This is a genomic window from Pararhodobacter sp. CCB-MM2 (genome assembly GCF_001691415.1).
Lineage (GTDB): Bacteria > Pseudomonadota > Alphaproteobacteria > Rhodobacterales > Rhodobacteraceae > Pararhodobacter.
This window is the reverse complement of record NZ_LRRR01000010.1, coordinates 89,239-106,315: the sequence shown is the minus strand read 5'-3', so window position 1 is coordinate 106,315 and position 17,077 is coordinate 89,239. Positions and strand designations below refer to the sequence as shown.

General features: G+C 64.3%; 13 protein-coding genes. 4 read left to right on the top strand and 9 right to left on the bottom strand.

Annotated elements, in window-relative coordinates; genetic code table 11:
• Positions 1 to 49: 49 nt before the first annotated feature.
• Both BCY78_RS12355 and BCY78_RS12350 read right to left on the bottom strand, forming a co-directional pair.
• Complete coding sequence (locus tag BCY78_RS12355; RefSeq protein WP_083194993.1) at positions 50 to 1,708, bottom strand: GMC family oxidoreductase; 1,659 nt, start codon at positions 1,706 to 1,708, stop codon at positions 50 to 52.
• A gap of 65 nt (positions 1,709 to 1,773) precedes the next feature.
• Positions 1,774 to 3,180 carry an aldehyde dehydrogenase family protein gene (locus BCY78_RS12350; RefSeq protein ID WP_068302145.1) on the bottom strand — a complete coding sequence of 469 codons (1,407 nt, stop codon included), beginning with the start codon at positions 3,178 to 3,180 and terminating at the stop codon, positions 1,774 to 1,776.
• 380 nt (positions 3,181 to 3,560) lie between these two features.
• Between BCY78_RS12350 and BCY78_RS12345 the strand changes: the two genes are divergently transcribed.
• A complete protein-coding gene (locus tag BCY78_RS12345) occupies positions 3,561 to 4,745 on the top strand; it encodes a hypothetical protein (RefSeq protein ID WP_068302144.1) in 1,185 nt (394 codons plus the stop codon).
• Here BCY78_RS12345 and BCY78_RS12340 read toward each other — a convergent pair.
• From BCY78_RS12340 to BCY78_RS12325, 4 genes are all read right to left on the bottom strand, one after another.
• Positions 4,733 to 6,682 carry a tripartite tricarboxylate transporter permease gene (locus tag BCY78_RS12340; protein ID WP_068302142.1) on the bottom strand — a complete coding sequence of 650 codons (1,950 nt, stop codon included), beginning with the start codon at positions 6,680 to 6,682 and terminating at the stop codon, positions 4,733 to 4,735. The genes BCY78_RS12345 and BCY78_RS12340 overlap by 13 nt on opposite strands.
• Positions 6,683 to 6,735: 53 nt before the next feature.
• The gene (locus BCY78_RS12335) at positions 6,736 to 7,902 is read right to left on the bottom strand and encodes a hypothetical protein (RefSeq protein ID WP_139103154.1); all 1,167 of its coding nucleotides are present in this window, start codon (positions 7,900 to 7,902) and stop codon (positions 6,736 to 6,738) included.
• A gap of 64 nt (positions 7,903 to 7,966) precedes the next feature.
• A complete protein-coding gene (locus tag BCY78_RS12330; protein WP_068302136.1) occupies positions 7,967 to 8,863 on the bottom strand; it encodes a LysR family transcriptional regulator in 897 nt (298 codons plus the stop codon).
• A gap of 43 nt (positions 8,864 to 8,906) precedes the next feature.
• A complete protein-coding gene (locus BCY78_RS12325) occupies positions 8,907 to 10,382 on the bottom strand; it encodes an FAD-dependent oxidoreductase (protein WP_199523147.1) in 1,476 nt (491 codons plus the stop codon).
• 242 nt (positions 10,383 to 10,624) lie between these two features.
• Here BCY78_RS12325 and BCY78_RS12320 point away from each other — a divergent pair, with 242 nt between their 5' ends.
• The 3 genes from BCY78_RS12320 (at position 10,625) to BCY78_RS12310 (ending at position 14,348) form a co-directional block, all read left to right on the top strand.
• Positions 10,625 to 11,698: a hypothetical protein gene (locus BCY78_RS12320; RefSeq protein WP_068302132.1), complete on the top strand. Its 1,074-nt coding sequence runs from the start codon at positions 10,625 to 10,627 to the stop codon at positions 11,696 to 11,698.
• A gap of 1 nt (position 11,699) precedes the next feature.
• Positions 11,700 to 12,572 (top strand): hypothetical protein, encoded by an 873-nt coding sequence (locus BCY78_RS12315; RefSeq protein WP_083194991.1) that lies wholly within the window; start codon positions 11,700 to 11,702, stop codon positions 12,570 to 12,572.
• 585 nt (positions 12,573 to 13,157) lie between these two features.
• Entirely contained in the window at positions 13,158 to 14,348 is a 1,191-nt protein-coding gene (locus tag BCY78_RS12310; protein ID WP_068302127.1) for an MFS transporter, read from the top strand.
• A 22-nt stretch (positions 14,349 to 14,370) separates the two neighbouring features.
• Here BCY78_RS12310 and BCY78_RS12305 read toward each other — a convergent pair whose 3' ends face one another.
• From BCY78_RS12305 to BCY78_RS12295, 3 genes are all read right to left on the bottom strand, one after another.
• On the bottom strand, positions 14,371 to 15,387 hold the full coding sequence (locus BCY78_RS12305) for a hypothetical protein (protein ID WP_068302125.1): 1,017 nt from the start codon (positions 15,385 to 15,387) through the stop codon (positions 14,371 to 14,373).
• Between the two features lie 103 nt (positions 15,388 to 15,490).
• Positions 15,491 to 15,961 (bottom strand): N-acetyltransferase, encoded by a 471-nt coding sequence (locus BCY78_RS12300; RefSeq protein WP_068302120.1) that lies wholly within the window; start codon positions 15,959 to 15,961, stop codon positions 15,491 to 15,493.
• A 153-nt stretch (positions 15,962 to 16,114) separates the two neighbouring features.
• Positions 16,115 to 17,077 (bottom strand): glutathione S-transferase family protein, encoded by a 963-nt coding sequence (locus tag BCY78_RS12295; protein WP_068302119.1) that lies wholly within the window; start codon positions 17,075 to 17,077, stop codon positions 16,115 to 16,117.

Sequence of the window (17,077 nt, the reverse complement as noted above, 5' to 3'; positions counted from 1 at the left end):
AGGGGCGGGCCAGACGGCGTAACGCCAGATGGCGCAACGCCAGACCGCGTCAGCGATGCGCGGCCTTGATCATGTCGGCGGCTTTCTCGGCGACCATGATGACCGGAGCATTGGTGTTGCCAGCAGGCACGCGCGGGAAGATCGAGGCATCGACCACCCGCAAGCCCTGAAGGCCATGCACGCGCAGCTCGGGATCGACCACCGCGTTCTCGCCCGTGCCCATGGCGCAGGTGCCGTTCTGGTGGTGATAGGACAGCACCGCCGTGCGGGCATAGGCCGCCAGATCCTCGTCGCTTTGTACATGCTCGCCGGGATAGATCTCGCGCCCTTTCCATGCGGCCAGCGCCGGCTGCTGCGCGATCTCGCGCATCTGGCGGATGTTCATCACCAGAATGTCGACGTCATGGCTGTCGGACAGCACCTTGGGGTCGATGTGCAGGGGATCGTCGATCGACGACCCCGTCAGACGGATCTCGCCCGCCGAGGCCGGCTGCACGCCCGAGGCATTGAGGGTGAAGGCATTGCCGGTCGGTTGCTCCATCTCCGGCGTGTAATAGGGGACGTGGAAGAACAGCGGTTGCATGTCCGGCCCCGGCAGCGACGGGTCCGAGCGCAGGAACAGATGCGCATGCAGCACGGTGATCGCCATGTCGGACGGCGCCGGGATCTCTTGCGCGCCCTCGTAAATCACCGGGCAGAGCGTGTGGTCATTAAGGTTCTGGCCGACGCCCGGCAGGTCATGGCGGACCTCGATGCCGACCTCTTCCAGATGGGCACGGGGGCCGATGCCGGACATCATCAGGATGCGCGGGCTCTCGATCGCGCCGCCGCAAACGATGACCTCACGCGAGGCCGAAACCTGCCGCTCCTCACCCTCCTGCAGGTAGCGCACACCGGTGGCGCGTTCGCCGTCCAGCACGACGTTCAAGACGCGGGCATTGGTGATCAGGGTCAGGCCCTCACGCTCCAGCGCCGGGCGCAGGAAGGCCACGGCGGTCGAGGCGCGCTGCCCGTCCTTCGTGTTCAGATCGACATAGGCTACGCCATCCTGCTGCGCGCCGTTGGTGTCCTCGTTCAGCGGGTGGCCGGCTTCCTGCGCGGCCTCGACAATGGCACGGGTCACGGGATGCGGTTCGAAATCGGCCGTGACATGCAGCAGGCCGCCGGCGCCATGGTATTCATCCTCACCGCGCGAGAAGTCCTCGGACTTGCGGAAGTACGATAGCACCGAGGCGTAATCCCAGCCCTCGCAGCCGAAATCGCGGGCCCAGCCGTCGTAATCCGAGGCATTCCCCCGCACATAGATCATCCCGTTGAGCGAGGACGAGCCGCCCAGCGTCTTGCCGCGCGGCCAGTAGAGCTGGCGGTTCGCGGCGTGTTCCTGCGGCACGGTCTGGTAGCCCCAGTCGTATTCGGTGCCCCAGAGCTCGATCAGGCGCATCGGCGTCGAGATCATCTCGGTCGCATCCGGCCCGCCGGCTTCCAGAAGCAGCACCCGTGCGCCGTCCTCGGTCAGGCGGTTGGCCAGCACGCAGCCGGCACTACCGGCGCCGATGATGACATAGTCGAAGTCGGTCTCCTGCGCGTCGGCCGGATTGACCGAAGCGCCCCAGAGCCCCCCGCCGAGGCTCAGCACGCCCGAGGCCACAGCCGTGTGCCCCAAGAAACTGCGCCGACTCATGCGCTTGATATCGTTGTCTTTCGTCATGGGTTCCTCCCGTTGATAATAGCGGGCGGGAGCGCCTCCTCGCGCCTCCGCCCGCGAGGGTTGTGTCAGGAAAAGACGACCTGAATGTCGGTGTATTCCAGCAGGCCTTCTTCGCCGAATTCGACGCCCATCCCCGATTGCTTGCGCCCGCCGAAGGGGGCATTGGGCTGGATCGCGCCATGCTTGTTGATCCAGACCGACCCGCATTCCATGCGCGCGGCCAAGGCACGGGCGGCGGCGATGTCGCGCGACCAGATCGAGCCGCCGAGGCCCGTCTCCAGCGCATTGGCATCGGCCAGCGCCTGTTCGACATCGGTGTAGCGGATGATCGGCAGGGCCGGGCCGAATTGCTCCTCATCCACCAGCGGATCGCCGTTCTTCAGCCCGGCAATGATCGTGGGCGGGAAGAACAGCCCCTCGCCCGCCTCGCCGCCGAGCAGCACTTGGCCGTTCACCTTGGCGCTGTCGACGAGGCGCTTGAACTTGTCGAACTGCATCTGGTTCTGCACCGGCCCGAGGATGCTGCCCTCGTCCATACCGTCGCCCACGGGGATGTTGCGGGCATAGGCGACCAGCGCGTCGCAGACCGCATCGTGGATGCTGTCATGCACATAAAGCCGCTTCATCGCCGCACAGGTCTGGCCGTTGTTGATGAAGGCGCCCCAGAACAGGCCCTCGGCAATCGCCTGTGGATCGGCATCGGGCAGCACGATGCCCGCGTCGTTGCCGCCCATCTCCAGCGTCAGCCGCTTCATCGTCGGTGCGGCACTCTGCATGACCTTCTGGCCGGTGGCGCAGGAGCCGGTGAAGATGATCTTGCGGATATCGGGATGCGCCGACATCAGCGCGCCGAGGTTCACGGCCTTGTCGTCGCCAGTGACGATGTTCAACACACCCGCGGGCAGGATCTCGTTGAGCAGTTCCACCAGCTTCAACGTCGCCAGCGGCGTGTTGGGCGAGGGCTTGATCACCACGGTGTTGCCGGTCCGCAGCGCTGGCACGACATGCCAGATCGCGATCATCAGCGGGAAGTTCCAAGGCGTGATCGAGCCCACCACGCCCAACGGACGACGCTCCAGCGTCACAAGGCCGTTGTCGTCATCCTGCAGCACCTTCACCGGCAACGACAGCTCGGCGGTATAGCCGGCCCAGCCCTGCGCACCGCCCACTTCCCAACGCGAGCCGAGGCCGTTGAGCGGCTTGCCCTGCTCCTGCGTCAGCAGCGTGGCGAGTTCCTCGGCATGCGCGCCGATCACGCCGGCGATCTTGCGACAGATCTCCTGACGCTCGCCATCCGGCGTCGCGGCCCAAGCCGGGAAGGCCGCCTTGGCGGCGGCGACAGCGGCGTTGAGCGTGTCCTCGGTGGCATTGGGGACCTGTGCCACCACGGCGCCGGTGCTGGGGTTGTGAACGGCGAAGGTGCCGGCGGTGGCGGTTTGTTCCCCACCGATGGTCAGGGTCTTGTCGAGCATGAATTCCTCCCGTGATGCGTCGATAAGCGCGTCATCGGGAACGGTAATCCTGCGTCTCAGCTGCGTCTTTGCGTCCTGCGCCACGATCATTTGCGTATCGCGCCAATTTCCCGCGCGGTTCTTGGCGAGCGCCACGATCAGCGCGGGACCAAGGTTCTTGCCGCGCGACCGCAGGCTGGGATGACGACTGGGTGCACGGCCGGACCTGCCGCCGGGTAGCGCCCGGCAGAGAGGCATTTGTGATGACACGGGGGCCACGGGCCAGCCGCCCAGCGCCGCGCCTTGCTGAGCTTTCTCGTTGCCGGAAAGCTGTCGCCGCGGAAGGAAAATTCCTCGGGAGGCGCGCCTGCGGTACGAAGAGCAAACTCAGGAGGAACCCCGTGCCGATTGATCAGCTTCCCCGCGACCTCGAGCGTCATGCCAACTTCGGCGACAAGTACACTGGCGGTCCGGGGGATCTGGCCACCGCAGACTGGATTGCCGGCGAGCTTGCTCTGGCCGGCTACCAGATCCAACGGCAGGAGGTGCCCCTTCCCCGCAACCGCGTGAACCTGCTGAGCCTATCCAACACCGGGCTGACGCTGTTCGCGCAGCCGAACATGGTGGCTGGCGAGGTCACGGCCCCGTTGTGCGTCGTGCATGACGTGGCGCAGGCCCCTCAGGCGAATGGCGCGATTGCGGTATTGGCTCTTCCCTATGCCCGATACTCGACCATCTGGCTGCCCCCGATCGCGAATTGGATCGATGCCGTCACGCGCGCGGGGGCGAAGGCGGTCATCGTCCTGCCGACCGGTCCGTCGGGCGATATTGTTGGCCTCAACACCTGGGCCGACCGGCCGTTTGCGGATGTACCGCTGGTCGTCGGACGGCCGGACGAGCTGGCGAGATATCTAGCGCTTGAGGGGCAGGACGTCACCTTGACGCTCTCAGGCGGGGTTGAGACCGTCGTCAGCCCGAACATCCTGGCAGCTCGCCGGGCGGGACCGCGGTGGATCGCGCTCTCGACGCCGCGCACCGGTTTCTTCACCTGCCTGACTGAACGCGGCTCCGGCACCGCCGCCTTCCTGGCCATAGCCAGACTCTTGCCTGCCCGCTATCCGGATCATTCGTTGTTCGTGATGAACACCACAGGCCACGAACTGTCCTTCGCAGGGACGCATGTCGCGATGGACAGCGCCCCTGCCCCGGACACAACGGATCTGTGGGTCCATATCGGAGCGACCCTTGCGGCGAATGACCATCAGGAAACCCGAAACGGCGTCATGCTACGTCACGCCGATCCGAACCGCCTGCTGATGGCGACCCCGACCATGACCGAGGCCTGCCGCACCGCCTTTGCCGGGTTGAGTGGATTGGAAGACCCGCGCCCGGTGATCTCTGGCGCGGGGGAATTGTCGTCCATCTGCGATCTGGGCTATCGACACGCTTTCGCGGTGCTCGGCCAATCGCGTTGGTTTCATACGCCACAGGACACGCTCGACAAGCTAGATCCTGAACTGCTGCGCCCCGTGGTCAATGCGCATCTGGCAGCACTGGACGCAGCGCTCCGCACTCACCACAGGTGAGCCCGGAGGAAACGGACGTTGAGGACATCGGCATAGACGAAGGACAACAGGGCCAGCGTGCCCAATGCATAGAGCGCCACCGCCCAAAGGGGACGCACCCGACCGATGAAGAGAAGATAGGCCAGCACGAAGCTCACCATGGCCGCCATCTGGCCGATCCACCATGCGGACAGAACCATCGCCAAGAGCAGGCCAAAGAAGACCAACGTGCGCCAAGGCGCGTCAATGAGGGGGCCTTGGTAAGCACCTGCCGCCGCGCGCCGCAGATCGCTCACCGTCGTGAAGGCGAAGATGCAGATGCCCGAAACCGTTATGATCAACGGCATCGTCCGGGCATAAAGCGACCAGTCCAAGGCTTGCACCAGCGCCCAGACGAACAGCGCCAGCATCGCAGCCCCGAAGGCCGCCGATAGCCAGGGATTGCGTGCGGCCCCCTCCTGCGCCGGGTTGTCGGAAACCGCCTTGGCCGTTCTCAGTGCGCTCCAGGTGGCATAGATCAGGAACAGGATCACGCAGGCGGCAAGCAGCAGCGTCTGCGGTCGCGACAGAAAGTCGGGCAGATCATAGGACTGGATCGCCAGCACTGCGGATTGCTCCATGATCTTGCCGAGGACGAACCCCAGCACCAAGGGCGGGCGCGGCCAGCCCGCCTGCCCCATCAACCAGCCCACCACACCGAAGCCGAGCAGCATGTACCAGCTCATCAGGTCAGCCGCGAAGAGCCATGCTCCCATGAACAGGAAGATCAACACGGCCGGGACAATCAGGTGACCCGAAATGAAGGCGGCTCGTGCGAATTGCCGACCCCAGAGCATCAGCAAGCCCGCCGCCAGCAGATTGGCGTTGACGATGGTCCAGATCATGCTGACCGTAAGATCCAGATGCTCGGTCATCATCATCCGGCCGGGCGTCAGGCCATGGATCAACAGCGCGCCAAGCAAGATCGCCATTGCGCCGGTGCCGGGTATGCCGAGCACTAAGGTCGGGATCAGAGCCGCGCCGACGACGGCATTGTTGGTGGACTCAGGCGCGATCACGCCACGGATGTCTCCCTTGCCGAATTGCGATTTGTCCTTGGCGGATTGCACGGCATGGCCGTAGGCGATCCAGTCCGCTACGGCATTGCCGATACCCGGCAGCATGCCGATGTAGGTGCCCAGAAGCGCGCAACGCAGCGCCAACCAGCGGTGCCGAAAAGCGTCTTTGATCCCGTCGAGGAGCCCTCCTCCCTCGGCCTGACCACGCGGCACCGACGAGATCGAACTGTCGCGCAGCGAAAGTCGCAGCATCTCGGCTATTCCGAACAAACCCAACACCACCGGGACCAGCGGCACCCCGTCCATCAGGGAAACCTCACCGAACCAGTAGCGTGGCGTGGGGCTTGAGACGGGGAAACCGACCTGCGACCGCAAGAGGCCGATCGCCGCCGCGCCGAGTCCCTTGGCCAAGGACGCACCCGAAACCGACCCCACCATCAGCAGCCCCAGCAAGGCCAGCAGGAAGAAATCGGGGGTGCCCAGCATCATGATGATCGGCATCGCCAGGGGCAGGAACAGTAACAGCATCAACCCACCGAAAACCCCGCCGAAGGCCGAAACGGTATAGGCCGCACCCAGCGCTCGCTCGGCGTGGCCTTTCTGTGCCAGCGGATAGCCGTCAAGCACCGTGGATTGCGAACCCGCCGTTCCGGGCGTTCCCAGCAGCACCGACGACAAGGTGTCTGCCGTAGTGATCGGCGCGAACATCCCCAGCAGCAAGGCAAACGCTTGCGCCGGTTCCATGCTGAAGGTGAACGGCAGGATCAGCACCAGGCCGGTGACACCGCCAAGTCCGGGCACCGCCCCAAGCCAGATACCCAAAAGCACGCCCCCCACCAGATAGAGGGGCGTCGGCCATTGAACGATCAGGGCAAAGCCCGCGAGAATGCTGTCAATCACGATGATTGTCCTTGGAACGAGTGTGGGGCACCGTCTGTCGGGCCCCGGTAGGCTTAGCGAGCATAGCGGTCGATGAAGGCCCGCATCGTCTCCAGGATCTGAGGCGAAACATTCCGGACCTCATCAACGATCGCAATTGCCTCGTCGCGCAGAACGGGTTCGGGGGCCGTGCCCAGAATACGGGTGATGGCGTCAATGTACTCCGGGTCCTCGACCATCTCGGCATAAGCGGCCGCGAGGGTTAGCTGGATCTCCTCCGGCGTTCCCGGTGGCGCGGCGAACAGCCAGGCAAGCCCGTCGGACGTCCGCGTCAGGTAGCGAAGCAGATCATAGGTCGGACCAACCGGCGCCTGCCCCACCTGCGCGACATGGAAGTCATAGAAGGTCGGCAGGTTGTCCAGCGCAGGACTTGCCACCTCTCCCCCCTCGGTCGGCTGGCCCCAGTAGTAAAGCGGCAGGCTTTCCCCGGTTTCCACCATCTCCGGCACCACGGTGGTCAGGTAATTCGACACCGTCCCCGTCCGCAGATCGACTTCACCGCGCCGCATTGCGGCCAGAACATCCGATCCGCCCGTATGCCCGCCGATGTAGGCGTTCTCGATACCGAGAAGTTCCAGCGAGGCCGCGGTTCGGATATCTGTCGACACATTGGGCGCGATCCCCCCGCTGCGAATGGATGGCAGGGCAAGAAAGTCCTCGACGCTTGCCACAGAGCCGGTACTTGTCTCGGTTCGAACATGGGTGACCCATTGTGTCGCGAGGCCACCCAGGATGCCCATCTCGTGAAACGGCACGCGCAGGGCTTCGGGATCCAGAACCCGGGTCGATCCCCCCCAGGCGAGCCAACCCAGGGTCAGCCCGTCCGGGTCGGAGGCGTAGACATATTGGATACCCCGCAACAAGGCACCGCCGGGCATCGGGACGGCGATGACTTCCGGGTTTCCGGGAACGAAGCGCCCAAGATGTTGCGCCGCGACCTGAGCACTGAGCCCGACGGCACCGCCGGGGCCTGTGTTGAAGACGATCTCGATCGTCTCGCCGCTGAAATCAACGTCGGCGCTCGCCGGAGCCGCCAACGAGCAGACCATGACACTCGCCGCGATGGCGCCAAGGTTAAATCTAACGACCTGCATGATGCTGTCCTCCCTGACATGCACGAACGCGCGGTCTCCCCACCGCCGGAGCGATCGCTCCCGTTCCTGCTCAAGAAAGCCCAGCACCGGCCCTCAGGGAAGCAGGCAAGGCGCGAAGCTACCTTTCGTCAATTGCGAAAACGGCACGGTGTCAGGCACGATCCCACGGCGCGACCGGCTGCGTCGCCGCAACCAACGCATCGAGGAGCAGACGAACCGCCCGGCTTTGCATACGCCGTTCGGGCACCATGGCCTTGAGGTACAAGTCGGGCACACGCCACTCCGGCAGCAGCTCGATGAGCCGACCCGAAGCGAGGCCCTCACGAGTCAGCGGCTCGGCAATAAGGGCGACGCCAAGTCCCCGCTCCGCGGCATGTCGCAAGATGCGCGTATCGGTGGCGCTGAACACGGCATTGACCTCAACGGCGACTTCGCCAGCCGGACCGATGAGCGACCAAGTACTGCCGGACGCTCGGAACACCAGCCCATCCAGCCGGTTCAGATCGCTCGGGTGCTTTGGCATCGGGCGCTCCTCGAAATAGGACGGTGCCGCGACCAACTTGCGTGGCAGCGAGCAAAGCGCCGTTTCGTGGACCTGAGGATAAGTTGCCGGAAGCGCCCCTATGGCGATGTCATAGCCTTCTTCGACCGGGTTCACCGACCGATCGACCAAGTTGAGGTCTATGCGAACGCCGGGATGGGCTAACTGAAAGTCGCAGAAAATGTCGCTGAAATGCATGATCGACATCGTCGTCGGGCATTTGATGCGCAACTGCTCGGACAGCCGGCTCCGCGCCGGCCCGGCCTGAATAGTCGCCTCGATCTCGCTCAGCAGTTCCGAAAATTTCTGCTGGCATGTGCGGCCGACCGAGGTGAGCTCCAGCCCACGGGTCGACCGCTCGAACAATTGAGCCCGGCACATGTGCTCCAGTTGCGACACACGCTTTGACACGACCGATGGCACGGTTCCGGCTTCGCGCGCCGCGGCAGAGAAGCTGCCGAGACGCGCGACGGCCAGAAAGGTACGGAGATTGACGATGAAATCCATACCTCAAGCCGTGCCGGGCCGGCGCCAAGCTGTCAAGCGGCAGTCAGCTTGCGTCCGCCGCATCCAGCGCCCGGGCCGGCGCTTCGGACGGGTCGCGCAGATACACACCCTGCTTGCGCAACGTCGCCTGCAATTCGGCAATGTCGATGTCCCGCGGCTGGAGGGCACGATTTGCGGCAATCCCGGCCGCCGCTCCGGCCGCATGCCCGGTCAGCCAGCATTGCGGGATCTCGCGCATGAAGCCGTGGCTGTTGGCATCGCAGGAAATATGCCGTCCTGCCGCCAAAAGACCGTTCAGGCGCACCGGCACCAACGCGCTGTAAGGGACAGAAATCACCGGGAACTTCGGCGACATCGACGGCGATACGCCGACCTCGTCCGGCAAGGCCTGCCCAGCGCTCCACTGCCCGCGTTCGATCCGACCGAGCCCTCCAAGCCGGCGCGTATGACGAACGCCCAGTTGCGGTGCACTCAGCAACATATAGGCGTCCCTGAATCCCGGCGCATGCTGGCGGAAGAATTCGCAATGAGCTTGCATGAAACGGTGCGAGCGGATCTCGACCTCGGTGATGTCGTCCACATTGAGGGCGCTGAGCCCGGATTGCCGCGGCCCCAGGAACAGCGCGATGTCATCGCGCCATGAAACATACGGCGCCTGGAAGAAGCCCAGGGTTTCGCGGCCAAGCTGGTTGATCTGCGAGAAACCCGCCTCGTCGTTGAGACGGAAGTCGAGCCAGGTCTGCATGTCGACACCGCCGAGCATGAAGCCGGTGTTCATCGAATGGTGCACGTCGCCCTCTTCGATGTCGGTCTCAAAGCCGGCGCCGGCTCGCGCAAACACATCACCATCTCCGGTGCAATCGACCACGACCTTCGCCTTCAGCGCCTGTCGACCTTCCTTGGATTCGAAGATCACCCCCGTCACCGCACCGTCTTCGAGGATCGGCACCGCAGCCCAGGAGTGATAGACAATGCGCACGCCGGCCCCGATCAGCATCTCCTGGCTGGTCAACTTCAGTCGTTCGGGATCGATGGTCGGCGCCCAGGTGACGATGCCATGAAACGCCGAGGTGCGAAGACGCCAGTATTTCGCCAGCGCGTCATCGCGACGGCCCCACAACGTGCGATCAGGTCCTGCCTTGCCCTCGTCCGGCAACCGGTCCAGCACTTCTTCGGCAAAACCACGGATCACTAGATTGCCTGACCAGTCTGTCATCCGGTCGATCCAGATCACCACGCCGCCTGTCGACAGGCCACCGAGGTGATTGTAGCGCTCCATCACGACCACATCCGCACCGGTACGCGCCGCGGCCAAGGCCGCCGCCGTTCCGGCCGGCCCCCCTCCCACGACCAGCACGTCGCATTCGTGATAGACCGGCACGTCACGCGCAGGCTCGGTGACACTCCCGCGCCCGTTGCGGGCCGAGAAAACATACTTGCCAGATTCGAAGATATCAGAGCCAAGGAACCGGTTCTCGCTCTGCCGGATTTCCTGCACCTTTGGTTTGTCGTCGGCCATTGGCTCCCCCATTGTTGACGCAAGGCCCGCAACGGAGCCGTCGGAACGGACCCTAAATCCACGATGCGCCCGCGCGGAAGCCGCTCATCCGGCAAGGCTGCTTTCGCAGATCGCGGCAGGTTCGCTTTCGCGATTGACGAAGACCGCTTTGCCAACGCGTGCGCTTCCCTTCGCATTCTGCATCAAGTGAAATGCGTCTATCCGGGTATCCGCCAGCGGAAATCCGATGGGAGGAGAGAACCATGACCACATTCAAAACCGGCGCGCTTCTGCGCCTGACGGCCTGCAGCCTTGCCCTCGTCGCGCCCGGCGCAGCCATGGCCGAGGCCGATTTCAGCGGCGAGACCGTGCGCATTGTCTATAACGCCGGCCCCGGCGGGGCGACCGGCCTCTTTGCTCAGATCCTTGCGGCGCATTTGGGCCGCCACCTGCCCGGCGAGCCCGAAGTGATCGCGGAATCCATGCCGGGCGGTGCCCTGCTGCGGGGCATTCAAGCCGTCTACCACTCCGAGCCTGATGGCTTGACCCTTGGCTGGTTGGCCTGGGGGGGCGCCACGCGCGTGCTGGACCCTGAAGAGCTGCGTGTCCCGTTCGGCGAGTTCGGCCTCGCCGGGGGCCTTGGCAATACCTGGGTCACCCATGTTGCCACCGGCGCCTCGATCACGACCGCCGCTGATTTCGCCCAAACCGAGCGGGTCCGCTACGGCGGCTTCACGCCCGGATCAAGCGAGATCCGCACGGCTGCGTCGATGGACCTTCTTGGCATCCCGATGGACTTCGTCGGCGGGTTTCAAGGCGGCGCCGAGACCTTGGCCGCGATGCAGCGCGGCGAGATCCAGTTGCGAAACGGGACCGTCTCGAACTGGTTGACCAATGTCGTCCCCGAGATGGTCGATCCCGGTCAGAGCGTCGGTTTGTTCTACTGGGGCCGCCCGCAGGAAGACGGAACCGAGGCGGAAAATTCCGAACTTGGGGATCTGCCGACCTTCTACGACTATGTCGTTGCCGCACGCGGAGAAGCACCTTCCGGGCCGGCCTATGATCTTGTGCGCTATCTCTCGACCGCAGCCGACGGGATGACCTGGATCTTCGTCACCCCTCCGGAAACGCCCGATGACATTACCGCCGCGGTGGCCCGCGCTTATGCCGAGGTGATGGAGGATCCGGCGATGGCGCAAGCCGCCCAGAATGTTCTGGGCTCGACGCCCGAAGTCGTGCTGCAGGACGAAGCCCAGCGCATCCTGGGGGTCGTGGAATCTGTGTCGCCAGAGGTCCGCGCGACAATGCAAGACTACATCGATCAGTTGTCGCGCTGACATGTTGACGGCACGTAGACTCCTTGATGCCCCGATCATCACGCAGGGCATGGATGCCCGAATGGGGAGCAATATCAACGGGCCATCCGTGATCCGGGTGCCTGACTGGGTGCCGAACCCGTTGGGCCGCTACTACCTGTATTTCGCCCATCACCGCGGCGAGTACATCCGGCTCGCCTATGCGGAGGCGCTCACCGGCCCCTGGACTGTGTACGAGCCCGGGGTGTTGCCGCTCGCCCTGTCTGGCTTCAGTCATCACCTCGCCTCCCCCGAGGTGGTGATTGATCATCAGGCGCGCCGTATCCGGCTGTTCTATCACGGCGGAAACGAGATCAGGTTCCAGTTCACGCGGCTTGCGGAATCGACCGATGGGTTGGTCTTCACGGGGGGGCGCGAGAACCTGATGAATCCCTATGTGCGGATTTTCCGACACGGGGACTGGACCTATGCGATCGGCATGCCCGGCCAAGTCTATCGGTCGAAAGACGGCCGCACGTCTTGGGAGACGGGGCCTCGGCTCTTCACCCCTGATATGCGGCATTCTGCGGTCAGAGTCGTGGGCGATTCCCTCACGGTCATCTGGTCCAACCGCGGTGACGCGCCTGAATCCCTCTGGCAATGTGAAATTGACCTCACGCCCGACTGGATGTCCTGGTCAGAGGGCCCTCGCCAGCTTCTCCTTGCGCCCGAGCGTGATTGGGAGGGAGCGCAGCTGACGATCGCACCGTCAGTCATCGGTCCCGTCGATGAGCCGGTCAATCAACTTCGAGATCCAGCGATCCTGGAGGACGACGGACGGCTTTTCCTCTTCTACTCCGTCGCGGGAGAATGGGGGATCGGTATCGCCGAGTTGACGGAAGCGAGTTCTCCTTAAAGAGCGCGCTTGCACGTCGCGCCGCTCCATGACCGTACCGAAGCACCGGTCTTGGGGTTGCAGAAGCGGAACAGCGTTTGCTTGGCGTACGTCTCTCGGGCGCGGTTCGAGTTACGGGCAGCAGGCTTGCCGTGCGCCAGATCGTCTGGTCAGTCGCCGCGCAGCTGGGGCAGGACTTCCCGGACATCAGCATCGAGATCAGCACCGACGGCCGTCTGTCAGATCTTGCCGAGGACCGCTTCGACTGCGCCATTCGCCTTGGCGGGCCTCTCGGGCCGGACATGATCGCCGTGCGCGGAGGGCCGCCCCCGAGCTTGACGAGGATCTGGTTTCAGGCCGCCTTGTCCGGGTTCTGGCGGGCTGGTGCCCGCCCTTCGACGGCAATTTCCTGTGCTCGTCAAGGCGGAGGAAGTTCAGCCTCGCGCTGCGGCTTCGGATCGACAGGCCACGCGTTCGAGCATGAATTTCATTCATGGAGTGTATGGGATTTTTGTGCCTGCCGCATGCGCGGCGACGGGCGTATCCAGCGGGAAAGCCGCGTGCCGTCTTACGGCGCGCCAAATGGCATCACCCGCGGAGCCCCTCATGTCCCCTGTGTCCGACGCAACCCTCGCCGATCCCCCCGAAACCGGTGCCAACTGGGGCGCTGTCGTCGCCCTGTCGCTCGGAGCCTTTGCCCTCGTCGCGTCGGAGTTCATGCCGGTCAGCATCCTCACGCCCATCGCCTCGGACCTGTCGATCAGCGAAGGTCAGGCCGGACAGGCGATTTCCGTCTCCGGGGCCTTCGCCGTGATCACCAGCCTCTGCCTGAGTGCTGTTACCCGCAGGATGGACCGCAAGCATGTGTTGCTCGGCCTCGTGGCGCTGATGCTGGCCTCAGGCACCCTCGCGGCACTGGCTCCCAGCTTCGGCGTCTTCCTCGTGGGTCGGGCGCTGATCGGTGTCGCCATCGGTGGCTTCTGGTCGATGTCGGCCGCCATTGCCATGCGTCTGGTGCCAGAGCGCTCAGTGCCGCGCGCGCTGGCGATCTTCAATGGCGGCAACGCGCTGGCCACGGTGGTCGCGGCGCCACTGGGCAGCCTGCTTGGCGGGCTTTTTGGCTGGCGCATGGCCTTCCTGTGCCTGATCCCGGTCGCGGGGATCGCCTTTCTCTGGCTGTTGGCCAGATTGCCGCGCATGGCCCCCGTGCAGCTCACAGAAGGTGGCACGCTGTTCGGCTTGCTGAAATCACCCGCCATCAGCCTTGGAATGCTGGCTACGGCGCTGTTCTTCATGGGACAGTTCACGCTGTTCACCTACCTGCGCCCTTTCCTCGAGAGCGTCACCGGCGTGGCGGTGTCGAACCTGACGGCAATGCTGCTGATGCTTGGCCTCGCCGGTTTTGTCGGGACCATCGTCATCGGCAAACCGCTGGAGCGCGCGCTGTACCCGGTCCTCATCGCTTGGCCCTTGCTGCTGGCTGCCGTGGGGCTGGGGCTGATCGCCTTCGGCGCCAGCCTGATCGGGACCGCTGCGCTGATGATCGGCTGGGGGTTCCTGGCGACTTCGGCCCCGGTGGGCTACTGGACCTGGCTTGCACGCACGCTCCCGGATAACGCAGAGGCGGGCGGCGGCCTCATGGTGGCGATCATCCAGCTGTCGATCACGCTGGGGGCGAGCCTTGGAGGCCTGCTCTACGACGCGGGCGGCCATGTCCCCGCCTTCGGCGCGGGTGTCGTCCTGCTGGTCTTTGCAGGGGGCGCCGCCGGTCTGGCCCGCCTGCGCGCGACGGTGTGACCGAGACCGGGGCGCGCGCCTGTCAGGTGGCGCGCCGCACGACAAACACCTGCTTGTCACCACGCGGATCGGCCTGCTCGATCACGATGAAATCCAGCGCAGCCCCGCCGTGGATGGTCAGAGAGATGGACCTGGAACCCGACAGGACCTCGCGATCATTCTCGATCCGAAAACGCAGCGCTGGGGCCTCGTCGATGAAGACCGTGTAATACCCCGTGCCCGTCCATTGCGCGAGCCGGCCCTGCCCGGTGGGGCTGCCGATGGGGGCGCCGCGCTCGGGCAAGAATTCCCGCTGGTCGAAATGGGTCAGCTCGATCCGATAGCGTCCGCCGAAGAAATCCGGAGCCGCCGTCACCGTGTCCGCGGGGCGCGGGAACCGATATTGCGCATCTAGTCGGTCGAACGGGACGCCTTTCCATTCGTAGAACGTCGCATCGTCGGTCGCCACGCGTGTCCAGACCCCGTCAAGGCGCATGACGTGCAGGCGGGTATTCACGCCCGCCGCAAGATCGTTATCGGGAAGGTCGGTTCCGGAATACGACCGGTAATGAGTACTTCGCGCGATCATCTGCGCCAGTTCGTTCGGCGCGGCAACAACGCGGTCAACGATCGGCTGGCGCGCTGAGACGCTGTCACGAGAGATCACGTAATAGCTGTCCAGCGTCACCATGAACTGACCCATCGGAAAGAGTTGCGGCTGGTCGGTGATGTCGCCGATCACCGTACCCTGGTCGTCGACGAAAATGACCCGCCTCCTCTCGTCCCCGGCGAACAGCGTGAAATAGGTGACCGCCAGATCGGTGATCATGTGATGCTCGAAAGGGCGTCCGAAATCGTTGATCCGCAGCACCGTCGCCTGCTCAGTCGAGGAAAGGGCTGCAATATCCACATAAACGGAAGCGTCGAACCCCTCCGGAGCGGCCGTCCGTTCAGGGGGAATTGCGGGCATCGGGGCCCCGGACAAGACCCACAAACCGCCCAGTACGAGCAAAAAGCAGACAGCAACGAGAGAGATCAGAAGAGTCACGGCAAATTTCATCCCGGCACACTAAAATTGCCGAGGACCGCCGACAACGTGAAAGCGGGAAAAGGCGGGCTAATGCGCCGCGTCCATCCAATAGAAGCGTCGAGCCTGCCGTGGGCTACAAGCGGACCGCTTCCCTTTGCAAGAAACAGTGGGTCTCGGAGCGACTGACTTCCTTGAAACCATGTCGGCGGTACAGCGCGCCGACCGGGTTCCAGTGCAAATACTCCAATCGAACGGGTAAGCTCAGGCGATCTGCGACCGACAGACAATGCGCGAGAATGGCAGAACCGGTTCCCCGCCCCTGATGCGCCGGAAACAGATAGAATTCCCCGAACCGTACGTGATCCGGCTTTATCTGAAAGGATAGCGTTCCCAGTCGCTGCTCGGATCGCCTGATCTCGAAGAATGGTTTCTCACGGAAGTGGCGCTCATGGAGCGCGCGTTGGAAGGCTTCGTCCCAGGCCCAACGCTTGATGATGTGCGGCCCCATGGCGGCTCGTTTGGCCTCGAACGCGAAAGCAATGTCGCTTGGATCGTCCCCAAGCCGGGCAAATCGGATATCAGGGCGGAGGTCAGGCAGGTCCATGCCGCCGAGTTTTTCAGAACACGGCAGGGTCGGCAATGTTCTCCCGGTCACCCGAAATGCCGAACGACGCGAACGGCCGTTTCTCGGCCGCCGCGCAACATTCCTGTCGGGCTCGAAGAAGACAGCCGGTCATCCCGTATGTGCGGACGGCGCTCAGGCCGTCCGCAGCAAGGCCTCGATATGGGCGGGGCCTACCGGGCGAATACCCGTCGGGTTGAGCGCCTTGATCGAGTAATAGCCACGCGTGATGTGGTCCATGTTGACGGTCTCGGCCACGCCCGAGAGCCGATAGATCCGCGCCATCCAGTCCGACAGGCGGGGGTACTCGGCGATCTGGCGACGGTTGGTCTTGAACAGCCCGTGATAGGCGGCATCGAAGCGGATCAGGGTCACGAAGGTGCGGATGTCGCTCTCGGTCAGCCGGTCGCCAAACAGATAGTCGCCGGTCAGCCGGGTCTCGAGGTTATCGAGCATGGCAAAGACGCCGTCGACCGCCTCGTCATAGGCGGCCTGGCTGGAGGCAAATCCCGCCTTGTAGACGCCGTTGTTGAGCTGGTCGTAGACCTCGGCATTGAGCGTATCGATCTCGGCGCCGATATCGGCGGGGTAAAGGCGCAACTCGCTTGGCACCAGATGTTCGAACGCGGTATCGAACATGCGCAGGATGTCCGCGCTTTCGTTGCTGACCATCACGTCGCCATGGGTGTCCCACAGCACCGGAACGGTGGCCCGCCCGGTGAAATTGTCGTCGGCGCGGGTGTAGATCTCATGCATGTAGCGGGACCCGAACAGCGGATCCTCGTCCGCGCCCGGATAGCCGCCGAAAGCCCAACCCTGATCCGTCATCACCGGGTTGACCACGGTGACGTCGATCATCTTCTCAAGCCCTTTGAGCTTGCGCGCCATCAGGGTGCGCGAGGCCCAGGGGCAGATGTAGGCCACGTAAAGCCGATAGCGCCCGGGCTCGGCCTTGAACCCGCCCACCCCGGTCGGCCCCGGCGCGCCGTCGGGGGTGATCCAGTTGCGGAAGCTCGACACCTGACGCACGAAGCGCCCCTTGCTGTCGGCCTTCTGCACCGGCTGCCAGTCCTTGGTCCATTTTCCGTTCACAAGCAT